Genomic DNA, 14,844 nt, shown 5'->3' with positions numbered 1-14,844 from the left:
CCATGAACGGCACGTCCACCGCGCTGATCGTCGTCGGCCTGTTCTTCATCGGCGGCATCATCTCCTTCGCCAAGCAGCAGATGCCCAAGGGCCTGATCGTGCTGCTGTCCATCGGTGCCGGCATGTGCCTCCTCGCCGGCGTCCTGAGGCTGGAGGTGTGGAATTGACCTCTGCGAACTCCAAGCGGGTCGTCGTCTTCGACTACGGCTTCGGCAACGTCCGCTCCGCCGAGCGCGCACTCGCGCGCGCGGGAGCCGACGTCGAGATCACCCGTGACTACGACAAGGCCATGAACGCCGACGGGCTGCTGGTCCCCGGGGTCGGCGCCTTCGCCGCCTGCATGGACGGCCTGAGGGCCGCCCGCGGCGACTGGGTCGTCGAGCGCCGGCTGGCCGGCGGGCGTCCGGTGATGGGCATCTGCGTCGGCATGCAGATCCTGTTCGCCCGCGGCATCGAGCACGGCGTCGAGGCCGAGGGTCTGGACGAATGGCCCGGCACGGTCGGCCCCCTCCAGGCCGACGTCGTCCCCCACATGGGCTGGAACACCGTCGAGGCACCGGCCGACTCCCAGCTCTTCGCCGGCCTGGACGCGGACGCCCGCTTTTACTTCGTGCACTCCTACGCCGTCCACGACTGGTCCCTGGAGACGCACAACCCGCTGATCGCCGCGCCCAAGGTCACCTGGTCCACCCACGGCAAGCCCTTCGTGGCCGCCGTGGAGAACGGCGCCCTGTGGGCCACCCAGTTCCACCCCGAGAAGTCCGGCGACGCCGGCGCCCAGCTCCTCACCAACTGGATCGAGACCCTGTAGAGATGAGCCCGGTAGAGATGAGCAAGCTCGAACTCCTCCCCGCCGTCGACGTCCGCGACGGCCAGGCCGTCCGCCTGGTGCACGGCGAGTCCGGCACCGAGACCTCCTACGGCTCCCCGCTGGACGCGGCCCTCGCCTGGCAGCGCTCCGGCGCCGAGTGGCTGCACCTGGTCGACCTGGACGCCGCCTTCGGCACCGGGGACAACCGCGAGCTGATCGCCGAGGTCGCGAAGGCGATGGACATCAAGGTGGAGCTGTCCGGCGGCATCCGCGACGACGACACCCTCGCCGCCGCCCTCGCCACCGGCTGCACCCGCGTCAACCTCGGCACGGCCGCCCTGGAGACCCCCGAGTGGGTCGCCAAGGTCATCGCCGAGCACGGCGACAAGATCGCGGTGGGCCTGGACGTACGGGGCACCACGCTCCGGGGCCGCGGCTGGACCCGCGACGGCGGCGACCTGTACGAGACGCTGGACCGCCTCAACAAGGAGGGCTGCGCCCGCTACGTCGTCACCGACATCGCCAAGGACGGCACCCTCCAGGGCCCCAACCTGGACCTCCTCAAGAACGTCTGCGCGGCCACCGACCGTCCGGTCGTGGCGTCGGGCGGCGTGTCGTCCCTGGACGACCTGCGCGCGATCGCCTCCCTCGTCCCGGCCGGTGTCGAGGGGGCCATCGTCGGGAAGGCCCTGTACGCGAAGGCGTTCACCCTGGAAGAAGCCTTGGAGGCTGTGTCGCCATGACATCCGAAGCCGTACGGCGCGTGCAGAGCGGAAGTCCCTGGGAAGATTCTTTCGGTTTCGCACGTGCCGTGGCGGCGGGTGACCGAGTCGTCGTGGCGGGCACGACCGCCTTCAAGGGCGACATGCTGTACGGCGAGGGCGACCCGTACGAACAGGCCAAGGTGGCCTTCGGTACCGCGGTCGAGGCGATCGGCGCATTCGGACTCGGTGTCGAGTCCGTGGTCCGGACCCGTATGTACCTGGCACATTCGCGCGACGTCGATGAGGTGGGCCGCGCCCACAAGGAGCTGTTCGACTCCGTACGCCCGGTCACGACCCTGCTGGTCGTGGAGGGCTTCATCGACTCGCGGGTTCTGGTGTCAGTCGAAGTGGAAGCGTATAGAGGAGCCGTGGATTCATGACCCTGGCGGTCCGAGTCATCCCCTGCCTGGACGTGGACAACGGCCGGGTCGTCAAGGGCGTCAACTTCCAGAACCTGCGCGACGCGGGCGACCCCGTCGAGATGGCCAAGGTGTACGACGCCGAGGGCGCCGACGAGCTGACGTTCCTGGACATCACCGCCTCGTCGGGCGACCGCGAGACGACCTACGACGTGGTGCGCCGCACCGCCGAGCAGGTGTTCATCCCGCTGACCGTCGGCGGCGGGGTGCGCACCGCCGAGGACGTCGACAAGCTGCTGCGGGCCGGTGCGGACAAGGTGGGCGTGAACACGGCCGCCATCGCCCGCCCCGACCTGATCCGCGAGATCGCCGAGCGTTTCGGCCGCCAGGTCCTCGTCCTGTCGGTCGACGCCCGCCGCACCGAGGCCGGCACCTTCGAGGTGACCACGCACGGCGGCCGGCGCGGCACCGGCATCGACGCGGTGGAGTGGGCGCACCGCGCCGCCGAACTGGGCGCGGGCGAGATCCTGCTCAACTCGATGGACGCGGACGGCACGAAGGACGGCTACGACCTGGAGATGCTGGCGGCGGTCCGTAAGCACGTGACCGTCCCGGTCATCGCCTCGGGCGGCGCGGGCACCCTCGCCCACTTCGCCCCCGCGGTCGAGGCGGGCGCGGACGCGGTCCTGGCGGCGTCCGTCTTCCACTTCGGCGACCTGCGGATCGGGCAGGTGAAGGAGACGCTGCGGGGGGCGGGGCATCCCGTTCGGTAGTTCGGGGCGTCGCCCGTCGGTGGCGGACATGGGACCAGGAGTGGTTCCGCTTCTGACGTGCCCTTATGGCTGAGATCACGATCGACTTCACCGAGGAAGAGCTGAGTGAGCTGCGAGCGGCGGCTCGGCGGCGGGGTGTCGCCGTCGAGCGGCTCGCGCACGACGTCCTGGTCGAGGGTGTGATGGCCAGACGGCAGCGGCGCAACGCGGCAGGTTAGGAAAGGAAAATTGCGCAAGATTCGTTGCGCAGTTTTTCTTTCGCGGTTACGGTGCTGCCATGACCCGCCAGGAGAACCGCCCCATCACCGACCTGGGCACCCTCAAGGCCCTGGCCCACCCTCTGCGCATGCAGCTGTACCGGTCGCTGTGCGTGGCGCGGACGGCGACCGCCTCGCAGCTCGCCGAGCAGGTCGACGAGGCTGTCTCCCTGGTCAGCTACCACCTGCGCAAACTGGCCGAACACGGACTGATCGAGGAGGCTGAGCCGCAGCGCGCGGACGGACGGGAACGCTGGTGGCAGCCCTCCTCGGGCAGCGTGAGCATCCACGACGAGAACTTCCGCGACGCTCCCGAGCGGGCGGCCGCCCACCTCGCCGCTACCCGCCTCTTCCACGAGCAGCGAGCCGTGATGTACGGCCGTTACCTCGACGAACGCCCCACCTGGGGACCCGAGTGGAACTCCGCCGCCCCGGACAACGAGTCCCTGCTCCGCCTGACCCCGGCCGAACTGGCCGAACTGGGCGCCGAACTACTCGCCCTGGCGAAGAAGTACGACGAGAAGGGCCGGGTCGCAGAAGCCGCCGGCGACACCGAGGGGCGCGAGAACGTCGCGCTGCACGTGTACGGGTTCCCGTTCCGTGTCTGAGGCGACCGCGTCCGCGTCGGACGCACACATATCCGCCACCGTCCCCCTCTCCGTGCCCGCCCACCGCGACCCCAACGTCCTGCGCTGGGTCGCCGCCTACACCGCCTCGATGGTCGGGGACACCGTTTTCTACCTGGCGCTGTCCTGGGCCGCCGTACAGAACGGCAGTCCCGCCGAGGCGGGGATCGTCACCGCCGTGAGTGCGGTGCCGCGGGCGCTGCTGATGCTGGGCGGCGGGGTGGTCGCCGACCGGTTCGGGCCCCGGCGGGTCGTCATCGGCAGTGACGCCGTACGGTGCGTCACCGTGCTGGCGGTCGCCGCCGTGCTCTTCGCGACCGACCCCGGGCTGTGGCTCCTCGCCCTGCTCGCCGTCGTCTTCGGCGCCGTGGATGCCGTGTTCATGCCCGCCGTGGGGGCGCTCCCGGCGCGGATCACCGGCAAGGACCAGCTCGCCCGCGTGCAGGGCATGCGCGGCCTCGCCATCCGGTTCGCGGCCGTCGTGGGCGCCCCGCTGGGCGGGCTCGGCGTGGCGGTCGGCGGCGCGGCGGCGGCCTTCGCGGGTGCGGGGCTGCTGATCGCCGTGTCCGTGCCGCTGCTGCTCTCCGTACGGATGCGCGAGCTGCCGGCCGACGACACGACCGCCGCGCGGGACACCACCGCCTGGCGGGACCTGGTGGGCGGGCTCCGCTACGTCCGCCGCCACCGCGTCCTCGGCCCGCTGATGGTGGCCATCGCCCTCGGCGACCTCGGTTTCGTCGGCCCCCTCAACGTCGGCCTCACCCTGCTCGCCGACGAGCGGGGCTGGGGTGCCTCCGGGATGGGCTGGGTGCTCGCGGGGTTCGGGACGGGTGCCGGCGTCGCCGCCCTGCTGCTGACCGTACGGGGACGCGTGCCGCGCGCCGGGAGCGTCGCCGCCGGTGCCCTCGTCCCCGGCGCGGCGGCGATCGGTGCCCTGCCGCACGCGCCCGGCCTCCCCGCGGCCGTCGGCATCGCCGTGGCCGTCGGACTGCTCACCGGGCTCAGCGGCGCCATGTGCGGGGCGCTGCTGCAGACCCAGTCCGACCCCGCCTACCTGGGCCGCGTCACCGCCGTCGGCGGCATCGTCAGCCTGGGTGTGGCACCGCTGAGCATGCCGCTGTCCGCCGCCGCCGTCGGCGTCTGGGGCACCGGCCCGGTCTTCGCCGTCAGCGCCGCGGTGTGCGCGCTCGGCGGCGTCGTCGCCCTCGCCGCACCGGGCGTACGGCGGGCCGAACTGCCGGGGTAGCCACCGCGCGGCCGGCCCCGACTCCCCGAGGGCCGGGGCAGTCACCGGGCGGCCTCGGGTCCCGGGATGCCGGGCCAGCCGCCCGGTCGCCTCAGATCCCCGGCTGCGGGGGCCGTCGGCCGGTGCCTCGGGCCCTTGATTTCCGGACCAGCCACCCGGCGGCTACAGCTCCCGAGGGCTGGGGCAGTCACCGGGCGGCCTCGGGTCCCGGGATGCCGGGCCAGCCGCCCGGTCGCCTCAGATCCCCGGCTGCCGGGGCCGTCGGCCGGTGCCTCAGGCCCTCGATTTCCGGGCCAGCCACCCGACGGCCACAGCTCCCGATGGCCGGGCAGTCGCCCGGCGCCCAGGGTCCCCGCCTGCCGGGCGCCCGCCCGGTCGCCTCAGATCCCCAGCTGCTTCGTCTCGTGCAGCTTGGCGATCGCGTCCTCCTCGCCCTCCAGCTCCACCTTCGCCGCGCTCTGCCGCCCGTACGCGAACAGCAGCAGCTCGGACGGCTCACCCGTCGCCGTCACCACCGGCGTGCCCCGGTGGGCGACCGTCGTCTGGCCGTTCGGGCGGCGCAGCACCAGGCCGGTCGGGATGCCCCGGCCCATCAGCCGCGCGGCGCGCTCCAGGCGGGACCACAGGGCGTCCTGGAAGACCGGGTCCAGCTCGCGCGGCGACCAGTCCGGCTGGGCGCGGCGGACGTCCTCGGCGTGGACGTAGAACTCCACCGTGTTCGCCGCCTCGTCGACCTGCTTGAGCTGGAAGGGGGAGAAGCGGGGCGGGCCCGTGCGGATCAGCTGGATCAGCTCCTCGTACGGCTTCGTGCCGTACTCGTCCATGACCCGGTCCAGCCGGGACGCCAGCTGCTTGATCAGGGTGCCCCCGGCCGCGTCCGGCCGGCGCTCGCGCACCACCAGGTGGGCGGCGAGGTCACGGGTGCGCCAGCCCTCGCAGAGCGTGGGCGCGTCCGGCCCCGCAGTCTCCAACAGGTCCGCGAGCAGAAGTCGTTCACGCTTGGCGAAAGTCGACATGGAGTCAGCCTACGGCCGTCCGCCGGGTCCGCCCAATGGACGCCCCCGGGGTGTGTCGGTCCCGCGCGGCACAATGGGGCCCATGACCAGCAGCTCCCGGCGGCCCAGCCCGCTCGCCCCGGAGATCGCCGACCGCCTCAAGCGCAGCGCCGACGGCCTCCTGCCCGCCATCGCCCAGCAGTACGACACCGGGGAGGTGCTGATGCTCGGCTGGATGGACGACGAGGCACTGCACCGCACGCTGACGACCGGGCGCTGCACCTACTGGTCGCGCAGCCGCCAGGAGTACTGGGTCAAGGGCGACACCTCGGGGCACTTCCAGTGGGTGAAGTCGGTCGCCCTGGACTGCGACGCCGACACCGTCCTCGTCAAGGTCGACCAGGTCGGCGCCGCCTGCCACACCGGCGCCCGCACCTGCTTCGACGCCGATGTCCTGCTCGGGGACGGCGCGGGTGCCGAGACGCCCGGCGCGGATCAGTAGGGTCTGCCGCCATGGACGTCATGGACCTCGACACCTTCCGCAAGCTGGCCGCCGACCGCCGGGTGATCCCGGTCAGCCGCAAGCTCCTCGCCGACGGCGACACCCCGGTCGCGCTCTACCGCAAGCTCGCCGCCGAACGCCCCGGCACCTTCCTCCTGGAGTCCGCGGAGAACGGCCGTTCCTGGTCCCGGTACTCCTTCGTCGGCGTCCGCAGCGCCGCCACCCTCACCGAGAAGGACGGCGAAGCCCACTGGCAGGGCACCCCGCCCGTCGGCGTCCCCACCGGCGGCGACCCGCTCGCCGCCCTGCGCGCCACCGTCGAAACCCTGCACACCCCGCGCGACCTCGCGCACGACCTGGGGCTGCCCCCCTTCACCGGCGGCATGGTCGGCTACCTCGGCTACGACATCGTGCGCCGCCTGGAGAAGGTCGGCCCCGGGGAGCGGGACGACCTGAAGCTCCCCGAGCTGACCATGCTGCTCACCAGCGACCTCGCCGTCATGGACCACTGGGAGGGCTCGGTCCTGCTGATCGCCAACGCGATCAACCACAACGACCTGGAGACCGGCGTTGACGAGGCCTACGCCGACGCGGTCGCCCGCCTGGACGCCATGGAGGCCGACCTCACACGCGCGGTCGCCCAGCCCCCGGCCGCCCTCCCGCCCTCCGAGCTGCCCGAGTACACCGCCCTGTGGGGCGGCACCGACTTCCAGGAAGCCGTCGAGGACATCAAGGAGCGCATCCGCGCGGGCGAGGCCTTCCAGGTGGTCCCCTCCCAGCGCTTCGAGACACCGTGCACGGCGAGCGCCCTGGACGTGTACCGGGTACTGCGGGCCACCAACCCCTCCCCGTACATGTACCTGCTCCGCCTCGACGGCTTCGACGTCGTCGGATCGTCGCCGGAGGCGCTGGTCAAGGTCGAGGACGGGCGCGCCATGGTCCACCCCATCGCCGGGACCCGCCCCCGGGGCGCCACCCCGCAGGAGGACCAGGCCCTCGCCGAGGAACTGCTCGCCGACCCCAAGGAGCGCGCCGAGCACCTGATGCTCGTCGACCTCGGCCGCAACGACCTGGGGCGCGTCTGCGAACCGGGCTCGGTGGAGGTCGTCGACTTCATGTCCGTCGAGCGGTACTCGCACGTCATGCACATCGTCTCGACGGTCACCGGCCGCGTCGCCCCCGGCCGCACCGCCTTCGACGTCCTCACCGCCTGCTTCCCGGCCGGCACCCTCTCCGGCGCCCCCAAGCCGCGCGCCCTGCAGATCATCGACGAACTCGAACCGTCCCGGCGCGGCCTGTACGGCGGCTGCGTCGGCTACCTCGACTTCGCGGGCGACTCCGACACCGCCATCGCCATCCGCACCGCCCTGCTGCGCGACGGCACCGCCTACGTCCAGGCCGGCGCCGGCGTCGTCGCCGACTCCGACCCGGTCGCCGAGGACACCGAGTGCCGCAACAAGGCCGCGGCGGTGCTCCGCGCGGTGCACACGGCCAACCGGCTGGGGCGATAGGGCCATTCTCACGCCACGGATTCCGAACCCCGGGTGACGGTTCGCCCGGGGTTCGGGTGATAGTGGAGTACGTGACAGCTGTTCCTCACCCCCGAACCCCAGCCGCAGGACCCGCCCGGTCCGGCCGCCGGAGCCTCGCCGTCGCCCTGCTGTGCGGCGCGCTCGGCGCCGGCGTCGCCCTGCTCGCCACCCGGCAGGAGTGGTCGGAGGGCACCGCGACGGTGGCCGGCGGCGCGTTCCCGCTGACCGCCAAGGGCAGCGACGTCACGGGCGTACCCGCGGCGCTCGCCATAGTCGGCCTCGCCGCGCTCGTCGCCGTCTTCGCCGTGCGCCGCGCGGGCCGGTTCGCGGTCGCCGCCGTGCTCGCGCTCAGCGGCGCCGGCACCGTCGTCGCCGCCCTGGCCGGCGCCTCCGACAGCTCCGCCCTGGACGACAAGGCCGCCGAGGCCGCCGGCGACACCTCGGCCACCGTGGACGCCCTCACGCACACCGCCTGGCCGTACGTCGCGGCCGCCGGCGGCGCGCTGCTGCTGCTGGCCGGGCTGCTCGCCCTGCGCTACGGACGCCTGTGGCCCGCGATGTCCGGCCGCTACGAGCGCGACGGCACGCCGCGTCCGCGCCGCAAGCCGCAGACCGTCGATCCGGACCGCCCCGAGGACCTCTGGAAGGCCCTCGACCGCGGCGAGGACCCGACCGGCGCCTGACCCGCGGTTCACCCGCCCCCTCCTGGGCACCCGGGACGAGGTCCGGCGCCACGCAGGCGAGGGGAGCACCCCCGCTCACGGCGCGCGCGCCCGTGCGGGACAATGATCCCGAGCGTCCTGCTCAGACTTGGCACACAGCAACGAGGAGCAAGCAATGGCGGGCAGCAGCCACGGTCACACCCCGGCCGCCTGGACGGGTGTCATCATCGCCTTCATCGGTTTCTGCATCGCGGGCGTGTTCATGGTGGCGGCCCAGCCGGTGGGCTTCTGGGCCGGCATGGTGGTCGTGCTCCTCGGCGGTGCCGTGGGCGGCATCATGCGGATGATGGGCCTCGGCCAGCCGCGCCACACCCACCCCGTGCACCAGGTCACCGGCGACAGCAAGCCGGTCGGCGCCAAGGGCTGACCCGGCGACGACACCTCCCGAGGGGCGGCCCGGCACGCTCGTGCCGGTCCGCCCCTCGCGTGCGTGCGGGGCCGCCCGGAGGCAGAATGCGCAGGGTGGACGCCGAGACCGGGAAACCGACGCCGAGCAGGACCCTCACCCAGGGCACGACCATGACCCAGGACACGACGGTGCCCCCCGCGGCGACTCGCGGACCCGCCCTCCTCGGCCGCCTGGCCGTCCCGGCCGCCGTGCTCGCGACCGTGGCCGGCGCCTTCGCCTACGTCGGAAGCGTGGACCCCAACGAACCCGGCCACTACCCCGTCTGCCCCCTGCTGCGCTTCACGGGCGTCCTCTGCCCCGGCTGCGGCGGCCTGCGCAGCGCCCACGCGTTCGTCCACGGAGACCTGCCGACCGCACTGCAGGCCAACGCCCCGGCCGTCCTCGCCTACGTCGGCCTCGCCGTGCTCTGGACCGTCTGGGTGGTCCGCGCGGCGCGCGGCCGGCCCATGCGGATCGACCTCGGCCCGGTCCACCTCTGGGCGGCGGGCGCGCTGATGCTGGCCTTCACGGTTGTCCGGAACCTGCCGTTCGGCGGCTGGCTCCGACCTTGATCATCCGCCGGGTGTCCAGGTAGTGGACCCCGGGTCAACCGGATGCGGGACCGGCGCCCCGCTCCGGATACCATCGCAGTGACCATACGTTCCGATACGTACCGCCGTCTGAAAGGGGGCCGCTCGCGTGAGTGTGCTCGACGAGATCATCGACGGAGTCCGTGCCGACCTCGCGGAGCGGCAGGCGCGCGTCAGCCTCGACGAGCTCAAGGAGCGCGCGGCCAAGGCACGCCCCGCCAAGGACGGCGTGTCCGCCCTGCGCGGCGACGGCGTCAAGGTCATCTGCGAGGTCAAGCGCTCCAGCCCGTCCAAGGGCGCGCTGGCCGCCATCGCCGACCCGGCCGGCCTCGCCGCGGACTACGAGGCGGGCGGCGCCGCCGTCATCTCCGTCCTGACCGAGCAGCGCCGCTTCGGCGGTTCGCTGGCCGACCTGGAGGCCGTCCGCGCCCGCGTGGACATCCCGGTCCTGCGCAAGGACTTCATCGTCACCTCGTACCAGCTCTGGGAGGCCCGCGCGCACGGCGCCGACCTGGTGCTGCTGATCGTCGCCGCCCTGGAGCAGCCGGCCCTGGAGTCGCTGATCGAGCGCGCCGAGTCCATCGGACTGACCCCGCTCGTCGAGGTCCACGACGAGGACGAGGTCGAGCGCGCGGTGGACGCCGGCGCCAAGGTCATCGGCGTCAACGCGCGCAACCTGAAGACGCTGGAGGTCGACCGCGGCACCTTCGAGCGGGTCGCCCCGGAGATCCCCGCACACATCGTCAAGGTCGCCGAGTCCGGCGTCCGCGGCCCGCACGACCTCATCGCCTACGCCAACGAGGGCGCCGACGCCGTCCTGGTCGGCGAGTCCCTGGTCACCGGCCGCGACCCCAAGACCGCCGTCGCCGACCTGGTCGCCGCCGGCGAACACCCGGCACTCCGCCACGGCCGGGGCTGACATCCCGGTAGGCTTGCTCCCGATGACTCTTCCGCTCGCCCCGGCCGCCCGGGACCCGTACGCCCGCCTCGCGCGCGGCTGCCGGCCCCGAGGCTGCCGCGCGCCCGCCCGCAGGGTGCACGGCCGCAGGGTGCGGTACGTCATCGGAGACGAGCCTGGGCAGGTAAACGGACAGCGATGGCAACGCCCCGTCTTTTAGGGGCGCGGGGAACTGCGCGACAAGCCACCGACGGCCGGCAGCCGACAACGAGTCCCCGCCCCCACGGCGATTAGTCCCCACCAGACACTCACCGTGAGGTACCCGCATGCCCAGCAACTTCTTCATCCCCGACCCCGAGGGTCAAACCCCCAGCCCCGAAGGCTACTTCGGGGCGTACGGCGGCAAGTTCATCCCGGAGGCCCTCGTCGCCGCGGTCGACGAGGTCGCCGTCGAGTACGACAAGGCCAAGTCCGACCCCGAGTTCGCCCGTGAACTGGACGACCTCCTCGTCCACTACACCGGCCGCCCGTCCTCCCTCACCGAGGTGCCCCGCTTCGCGGAGCACGCCGGCGGAGCCAGGATCTTCCTCAAGCGCGAAGACCTGAACCACACCGGCTCGCACAAGATCAACAACGTGCTCGGCCAGGCCCTGCTCACCAAGCGCATGGGCAAGACCCGCGTGATCGCCGAGACCGGCGCCGGCCAGCACGGCGTGGCCACCGCCACCGCCTGCGCGCTCTTCGGCCTGGACTGCACGATCTACATGGGCGAGATCGACACCCGCCGCCAGGCCCTCAACGTGGCCCGCATGCGCATGCTCGGCGCCGAGGTCATCGCCGTGAAGTCCGGCAGCCGCACGCTGAAGGACGCGATCAACGAGGCGTTCCGCGACTGGGTCGCCAACGTCGACCACACCCACTACCTCTTCGGCACGGTCGCCGGCCCCCACCCCTTCCCGGCGATGGTGCGCGACTTCCACCGCGTCATCGGCGTCGAGGCCCGCCGGCAGCTCCTGGAGCAGGCCGGACGCCTCCCCGACGCCGCGATCGCCTGCGTCGGCGGCGGCTCCAACGCCATCGGCCTCTTCCACGCCTTCATCCCCGACACCGACGTCCGCCTCATCGGCTGCGAGCCCGCCGGACACGGCGTGGAGACCGGCGAGCACGCGGCGACCCTGACCGCGGGCGAGCCCGGCATCCTGCACGGCTCCCGGTCCTACGTCCTCCAGGACGACGAGGGCCAGATCACCGAGCCGTACTCGATCTCGGCCGGCCTGGACTACCCGGGCATCGGCCCCGAGCACGCCCACCTCAAGGACTCCGGCCGCGGCGAGTACCGCGCGGTCACCGACGACGCCGCCATGCAGGCGCTGCGCCTGCTGTCGCGCACCGAGGGCATCATCCCGGCCATCGAGAGCGCCCACGCGCTGGCCGGTGCACTGGAGGTCGGCAGGGAGCTGGGCGAGGACGGACTGATCGTCGTCAACCTGTCCGGCCGCGGCGACAAGGACATGGACACCGCCGCCCGCTACTTCGGGCTGTACGACACCGACGCCGAGGTCGCCGAGGACGCCTCCGGCACCGCCGAGATCGAGGGGGACGCCAAGTGAGCGGGAACGTACGGCTGCTGGACGAGACCCTCGCCGCGGCGAAGGCCGAGGGCCGCTCCGCCCTCATCGCCTACCTCCCGGCCGGCTTCCCGACCGTGGACGGCGGCATCGCGGCGATCAAGGCCGTGATCGACGGCGGCGCCGACGTCGTCGAGGTGGGCCTGCCGCACAGCGACCCGGTGCTCGACGGCCCGGTCATCCAGACCGCCGACGACATCGCCCTGCGCGGCGGCGTGAAGATCGCCGACGTGATGCGGACGGTCCGGGAGGCCCACGCGGCCACCGGCAAGCCGATCCTCGTCATGACGTACTGGAACCCCATCGACCGCTACGGCGTGGAGCGCTTCACCGCCGAGCTGGCCGAGGCGGGCGGCGCCGGGTGCATCCTGCCCGACCTGCCGGTCCAGGAGTCGGCCCTGTGGAGGGAGCACGCGGACAAGCACGGGCTCGCCACCGTCTTCGTGGTCGCGCCCAGCAGCAAGGACGAGCGACTCGCCGAGATCACCGCGGCCGGCAGCGGCTTCGTCTACGCCGCCTCCCTGATGGGCGTCACCGGCACCCGCGAATCGGTCGGCGCACAGGCCGAGGACCTGGTGCGACGCACCCGCGCCACCACCGACACCCCGGTCTGCGTCGGGCTCGGCGTCTCCAACGCCGCCCAGGCCGCCGAGGTCGCCCGCTTCGCCGACGGAGTGATCGTCGGCTCGGCGTTCGTCAAGCGCATGCTGGACGCCCCCGACGACGCGGCCGGCGTGGAGGGCGTCCGCGCGCTCGCCGCCGACCTGGCGAAGGGCGTGCGCGGACAGGCGTGACGACACGCATGTGACAGGGGTCCCTCGTACGGGTGGACCTGGGACCGGGGAGGCGCGGTGCGCCTCCCCGGTTCGTTCTGCGGGGTGTGAGCGAGAAGAACCGAGAGGGAAAGCGCACCGCCCGCCAGAAGCTTGCGGCCGAGCGCGAGAAGCAGAAGTCCAGGGACAAGCGCCGCCGCGCGCTGATCGTCGGCGCGAGCGTGGTGGGCGTCCTCGGGCTCGCGGCCGTGGTCGGCGTGATCGCCGCCAACACGGGCCAGGACGACAGCGAGGCCTCCGGCCCGGTCGTGGCGCCCTCGGGCGCCCAGGGCAAGGACAGTCTCGCCATCCCGGTCGGCAAGGAGAGCGCCGGGTCGACGCTCGTCATCTGGGAGGACTTCCGCTGCCCGGCCTGCAAGGCCTTCGAGCTGGCGTACCGCGACACGATCCACGAGCTGACCGACGCCGGACAGCTCAAAGTCGAGTACCACCTGGCGACCATCATCGACGGCAACATGGGCGGCACGGGCTCCCGCAAGGCCGCCAACGCCGCGGCCTGCGCCCAGGACGCCGGGAAGTTCCCGGCCTACCACGACGTGCTGTTCACCAACCAGCCCGCCGAGACCGACGACGCCTACGCCGACGAGGACAAGCTGATCGACCTGGCGGGCAAGGTCGACGGCCTCGACACCGCCCTCTTCCAGAAGTGTGTGAAGAACGGCACGCACAACAGCTGGGTGGAGAAGTCGAACGAGGCCTTCCGCACCGGCGGCTTCAGCGGCACGCCCACCGTCCTCCTGGACGGCAAGAACATCTACCAGGACCGCTCCATGACCCCCGCCAAGCTCAAGCGACTGGTGGCGGACGCCAACAAGTGAGGGACGGTGTTACGGACCCGTAGCCGGGCTGCCCGACGCGGGTGCCGCCCGACACGGTAGCGTCGACCCTGCCATGGAACTTGCCTTCATTCCCAGCCCGTCGAGCGGGGTGCTGTACCTCGGCCCCGTTCCGCTGCGCGGCTACGCGTTCTGCATCATCATCGGTGTCTTCGTCGCCGTCTGGCTCGGCAACAAGCGCTGGATCGCCCGCGGCGGCCGGGCCGGCACGGTGGCCGACATCGCTGTCTGGGCCGTTCCCTTCGGTCTGATCGGCGGCCGGCTCTACCACGTGATCACGGACTACCAGCTGTACTTCAGCGAGGGCCGTGACTGGGTCGACGCCTTCAAGATCTGGGAGGGCGGACTCGGCATCTGGGGTGCGATCGCCTTCGGTGCGCTGGGCGCCTGGATCGGCGCCCGGCGCCGGGGCATCCCGATGCCCGCCTACGCCGACGCCGTCGCCCCCGGCATCGCCCTCGCGCAGGCCCTCGGCCGCTGGGGCAACTGGTTCAACCAGGAGCTCTACGGCAAGCCCACCGACCTGCCCTGGGCCGTGGAGATCACCTCCTCGGCCGACGGACGGGTGCCCGGCACGTACCACCCGACCTTCCTGTACGAGTCCCTGTGGTGCATCGGCGTCGCCCTGCTCGTCATCTGGGCCGACCGCCGCTTCAAGCTCGGCCACGGACGGGCGTTCGCCCTGTACGTCGCGGCCTACTGCGCGGGCCGCTTCTGGATCGAGTACATGCGCGTCGACGACGCCCACCACATCCTGGGCCTCCGGCTGAACAACTGGACCGCGCTGTTCGTCTTCCTGCTCGCCGTGGTCTACATCGTGCTCTCGGCGCGGATGCGGCCGGGTCGCGAGGCCGTGGTCGAGCCCGGCGCGGAACCGTCCGGCGGCGACGCCGTGGAGGCGGACGCGGCCACCGACTCGAAGGACCCCCAGGACGACACCGAGGGCGGCGAATCGGCGGACGCCAAGGACGCCAAGGACGCCAGGAACGTCGATGACACCGAGGCCGCCGGTGACACCGAGGACGCCGCCAAGGACGTGAAGGACGGGGCCGACTCCGCCAAGAAGGGCTGACCGCGCAGCGTA

General features: G+C 72.6%; 20 protein-coding genes. 19 read left to right on the top strand and 1 reads right to left on the bottom strand.

Translation table 11 applies throughout. From position 1 onward, the window contains the following. The first annotated feature begins 2 nt into the window (after positions 1-2). The 8 genes from AMK11_RS38090 (at position 3) to AMK11_RS01325 (ending at position 4,836) form a co-directional block, all read left to right on the top strand. Positions 3-167 (top strand): hypothetical protein, encoded by a 165-nt coding sequence (locus tag AMK11_RS38090; RefSeq protein WP_198941282.1) that lies wholly within the window; start codon positions 3-5, stop codon positions 165-167. Next, positions 158-811: an imidazole glycerol phosphate synthase subunit HisH gene (hisH, locus tag AMK11_RS01350; protein ID WP_073721902.1), complete on the top strand. Its 654-nt coding sequence runs from the start codon at positions 158-160 to the stop codon at positions 809-811. The genes AMK11_RS38090 and hisH overlap by 10 nt, the downstream gene beginning before the upstream one ends. A 17-nt stretch (positions 812-828) precedes the next feature. After that, positions 829-1,554, top strand: coding sequence for a bifunctional 1-(5-phosphoribosyl)-5-((5-phosphoribosylamino)methylideneamino)imidazole-4-carboxamide isomerase/phosphoribosylanthranilate isomerase PriA (priA, locus tag AMK11_RS01345; protein ID WP_073721901.1), 726 nt, complete (start codon positions 829-831; stop codon positions 1,552-1,554). Then, complete coding sequence (locus AMK11_RS01340; protein WP_073721900.1) at positions 1,551-1,955, top strand: RidA family protein; 405 nt, start codon at positions 1,551-1,553, stop codon at positions 1,953-1,955. Before priA ends, AMK11_RS01340 begins: the two co-directional genes overlap by 4 nt. Continuing rightward, positions 1,952-2,707, top strand: coding sequence for an imidazole glycerol phosphate synthase subunit HisF (hisF, locus tag AMK11_RS01335; protein WP_073721899.1), 756 nt, complete (start codon positions 1,952-1,954; stop codon positions 2,705-2,707). Before AMK11_RS01340 ends, hisF begins: the two co-directional genes overlap by 4 nt. A 65-nt stretch (positions 2,708-2,772) precedes the next feature. Next, positions 2,773-2,925, top strand: a complete 153-nt coding sequence (locus AMK11_RS37900) for a hypothetical protein (RefSeq protein WP_158070962.1) — start codon at positions 2,773-2,775, stop codon at positions 2,923-2,925. A gap of 59 nt (positions 2,926-2,984) precedes the next feature. After that, positions 2,985-3,572, top strand: a complete 588-nt coding sequence (locus AMK11_RS01330; RefSeq protein ID WP_073721898.1) for an ArsR/SmtB family transcription factor — start codon at positions 2,985-2,987, stop codon at positions 3,570-3,572. Further along, on the top strand, positions 3,565-4,836 hold the full coding sequence (locus AMK11_RS01325) for an MFS transporter (RefSeq protein WP_073721897.1): 1,272 nt from the start codon (positions 3,565-3,567) through the stop codon (positions 4,834-4,836). The genes AMK11_RS01330 and AMK11_RS01325 overlap by 8 nt, the downstream gene beginning before the upstream one ends. A gap of 380 nt (positions 4,837-5,216) precedes the next feature. Here the strand turns inward: AMK11_RS01325 and AMK11_RS01320 are convergent, their stop codons facing one another. After that, positions 5,217-5,852 (bottom strand): TIGR03085 family metal-binding protein, encoded by a 636-nt coding sequence (locus AMK11_RS01320; RefSeq protein WP_073721895.1) that lies wholly within the window; start codon positions 5,850-5,852, stop codon positions 5,217-5,219. Between the two features lie 82 nt (positions 5,853-5,934). Here AMK11_RS01320 and hisI point away from each other — a divergent pair, with 82 nt between their 5' ends. The 11 genes from hisI (at position 5,935) to lgt (ending at position 14,832) form a co-directional block, all read left to right on the top strand. After that, positions 5,935-6,333: a phosphoribosyl-AMP cyclohydrolase gene (gene hisI / locus AMK11_RS01315; RefSeq protein ID WP_073723832.1), complete on the top strand. Its 399-nt coding sequence runs from the start codon at positions 5,935-5,937 to the stop codon at positions 6,331-6,333. 20 nt (positions 6,334-6,353) lie between these two features. Further along, entirely contained in the window at positions 6,354-7,844 is a 1,491-nt protein-coding gene (locus tag AMK11_RS01310; RefSeq protein WP_073723830.1) for an anthranilate synthase component I, read from the top strand. Between the two features lie 62 nt (positions 7,845-7,906). Continuing rightward, the gene (locus AMK11_RS01305; protein ID WP_073721893.1) at positions 7,907-8,548 is read left to right on the top strand and encodes a TIGR02234 family membrane protein; all 642 of its coding nucleotides are present in this window, start codon (positions 7,907-7,909) and stop codon (positions 8,546-8,548) included. A gap of 154 nt (positions 8,549-8,702) precedes the next feature. After that, the gene (locus tag AMK11_RS01300; protein ID WP_073721891.1) at positions 8,703-8,954 is read left to right on the top strand and encodes an HGxxPAAW family protein; all 252 of its coding nucleotides are present in this window, start codon (positions 8,703-8,705) and stop codon (positions 8,952-8,954) included. Between the two features lie 152 nt (positions 8,955-9,106). After that, positions 9,107-9,547, top strand: a complete 441-nt coding sequence (locus tag AMK11_RS01295; RefSeq protein ID WP_073723828.1) for a DUF2752 domain-containing protein — start codon at positions 9,107-9,109, stop codon at positions 9,545-9,547. A gap of 127 nt (positions 9,548-9,674) precedes the next feature. Further along, positions 9,675-10,484, top strand: a complete 810-nt coding sequence (trpC, locus tag AMK11_RS01290; RefSeq protein ID WP_073721889.1) for an indole-3-glycerol phosphate synthase TrpC — start codon at positions 9,675-9,677, stop codon at positions 10,482-10,484. 22 nt (positions 10,485-10,506) lie between these two features. Further along, a complete protein-coding gene (trpM, locus tag AMK11_RS39185; RefSeq protein WP_079187153.1) occupies positions 10,507-10,683 on the top strand; it encodes a tryptophan biosynthesis modulator TrpM in 177 nt (58 codons plus the stop codon). 106 nt (positions 10,684-10,789) lie between these two features. Continuing rightward, entirely contained in the window at positions 10,790-12,073 is a 1,284-nt protein-coding gene (trpB, locus tag AMK11_RS01285; protein ID WP_073721887.1) for a tryptophan synthase subunit beta, read from the top strand. Continuing rightward, positions 12,070-12,885 (top strand): tryptophan synthase subunit alpha, encoded by an 816-nt coding sequence (trpA, locus tag AMK11_RS01280; RefSeq protein WP_073721885.1) that lies wholly within the window; start codon positions 12,070-12,072, stop codon positions 12,883-12,885. The genes trpB and trpA overlap by 4 nt, the downstream gene beginning before the upstream one ends. A gap of 86 nt (positions 12,886-12,971) precedes the next feature. Next, positions 12,972-13,742 (top strand): DsbA family protein, encoded by a 771-nt coding sequence (locus AMK11_RS01275; protein ID WP_073721883.1) that lies wholly within the window; start codon positions 12,972-12,974, stop codon positions 13,740-13,742. 73 nt (positions 13,743-13,815) lie between these two features. Beyond that, positions 13,816-14,832: a prolipoprotein diacylglyceryl transferase gene (lgt, locus tag AMK11_RS01270; RefSeq protein ID WP_073721881.1), complete on the top strand. Its 1,017-nt coding sequence runs from the start codon at positions 13,816-13,818 to the stop codon at positions 14,830-14,832. Positions 14,833-14,844 lie beyond the last annotated feature (12 nt).

The organism is Streptomyces sp. CB02414 (assembly GCF_001905385.1).
GTDB lineage: Bacteria > Actinomycetota > Actinomycetes > Streptomycetales > Streptomycetaceae > Streptomyces.
Note: the sequence above shows the minus strand (reverse complement) of the source record. Positions and strands in the feature narration are given on the sequence as shown.

Excerpts from the sequence above, each read along its gene's own strand:
- AMK11_RS38090 (WP_198941282.1), top strand. The coding sequence starts at position 3 with ATGAACGGCACGTCCACCGCGCTGATCGTCGTCGGCCTGTTCTTCATC.
- priA (WP_073721901.1), top strand. The coding sequence starts at position 829 with ATGAGCAAGCTCGAACTCCTCCCCGCCGTCGACGTCCGCGACGGCCAG.
- AMK11_RS01340 (WP_073721900.1), top strand. The coding sequence starts at position 1,551 with ATGACATCCGAAGCCGTACGGCGCGTGCAGAGCGGAAGTCCCTGGGAA.
- hisF (WP_073721899.1), top strand. The coding sequence starts at position 1,952 with ATGACCCTGGCGGTCCGAGTCATCCCCTGCCTGGACGTGGACAACGGC.
- AMK11_RS37900 (WP_158070962.1), top strand. The coding sequence starts at position 2,773 with ATGGCTGAGATCACGATCGACTTCACCGAGGAAGAGCTGAGTGAGCTG.
- AMK11_RS01330 (WP_073721898.1), top strand. The coding sequence starts at position 2,985 with ATGACCCGCCAGGAGAACCGCCCCATCACCGACCTGGGCACCCTCAAG.
- AMK11_RS01320 (WP_073721895.1), bottom strand. The coding sequence starts at position 5,852 with ATGTCGACTTTCGCCAAGCGTGAACGACTTCTGCTCGCGGACCTGTTG.
- hisI (WP_073723832.1), top strand. The coding sequence starts at position 5,935 with ATGACCAGCAGCTCCCGGCGGCCCAGCCCGCTCGCCCCGGAGATCGCC.
- AMK11_RS01310 (WP_073723830.1), top strand. The coding sequence starts at position 6,354 with ATGGACCTCGACACCTTCCGCAAGCTGGCCGCCGACCGCCGGGTGATC.
- AMK11_RS01300 (WP_073721891.1), top strand. The coding sequence starts at position 8,703 with ATGGCGGGCAGCAGCCACGGTCACACCCCGGCCGCCTGGACGGGTGTC.
- AMK11_RS01295 (WP_073723828.1), top strand. The coding sequence starts at position 9,107 with ATGACCCAGGACACGACGGTGCCCCCCGCGGCGACTCGCGGACCCGCC.
- trpM (WP_079187153.1), top strand. The coding sequence starts at position 10,507 with ATGACTCTTCCGCTCGCCCCGGCCGCCCGGGACCCGTACGCCCGCCTC.
- trpB (WP_073721887.1), top strand. The coding sequence starts at position 10,790 with ATGCCCAGCAACTTCTTCATCCCCGACCCCGAGGGTCAAACCCCCAGC.
- lgt (WP_073721881.1), top strand. The coding sequence starts at position 13,816 with ATGGAACTTGCCTTCATTCCCAGCCCGTCGAGCGGGGTGCTGTACCTC.